Raw genomic sequence first — 857 nt, 5'->3', positions numbered from 1 at the left:
CACTGCGGGCGGCACCGACCACCCCGACGCCGACAACGCTGGCGACCCTGCGCCCGCCGAAGCCGACGAGTTCGACACTGCCGAGGCCGAGGCAGGTGCCGGTACGGGTAGCGATGCCAGTGAGCGGCGGCCCGGCGAGTGCGAGCCGTCCGACACCGCAAGCACCGCCGTTGCCGAGGGCGACCACACCGCAAGCACCGCCTCCGCCGAGGGCGGAGAGACCGTCAGCACCAGCTCTGCCGAGCGCCACGAGACCGCGCCCGCCACAGGCGGCGACGGCGACCGCGCTGCGGCCCCGTCTGGAGCACCGCACACCACACGGCGCGGGGCAGCATGGCCAGCCGACCGTGGAGGGCATTCGGACACGGCGCCTTCGGACACGGCGCCTTCGGACACGGCGTCTTGGGACACGGCGTCTTGGGGCGCGGGGTCTTGGGGCGCGTCGCCATCGCAGGCAGAGCACTCGGAGGCAGCGCCATCTCAGGCGGCGTCTTCGGCGGCGGCGTCTTCGGAGGCGGCGTGGCCGGATCCTCCTCCCGAGGACGCCTCCGCACGTCACACCCACGCCGGGCCTCGGCCTGCGGGGGACTGCCGGCATGGCCAGGACACGTGCCGGTGCGATGGCCAGGACACGTGCCGGTGCGACGGCCAGGACACGTGCCGGTGCGACGGTGAGGCACGCTGCTGCTGCGCGACCGGGGCAGCGGAAATGTCGGGGACACCGGGAGCCGGGCGTGGGACGCCGGGGACGGCGCAAGCAGCGTCGCAGGGTGCGTCACCGGGAGCAGCTCCCGGGGCGTCACCCGGATCAGCTCCGGGTGCGTCGGCGGGCACGATGCCCGGGGCGTCGCTGGGGT

1 protein-coding gene is annotated in these 857 nt (G+C 75.0%); it reads right to left on the bottom strand.

Features of this window, described 5'->3' with window-relative positions; genetic code table 11:
- Positions 1-187 (bottom strand): hypothetical protein (locus HCK04_RS41730; RefSeq protein WP_205831297.1); only part of this gene is annotated, 187 nt, incomplete at its 3' end.
- Positions 188-857 lie beyond the last annotated feature (670 nt).

Origin of the sequence: Microbispora sp. CL1-1, assembly GCF_012034195.1 — a bacterium.
In the GTDB taxonomy this organism is placed as follows: domain Bacteria; phylum Actinomycetota; class Actinomycetes; order Streptosporangiales; family Streptosporangiaceae; genus Microbispora.
Note: the sequence above shows the minus strand (reverse complement) of the source record. Positions and strands in the feature narration are given on the sequence as shown.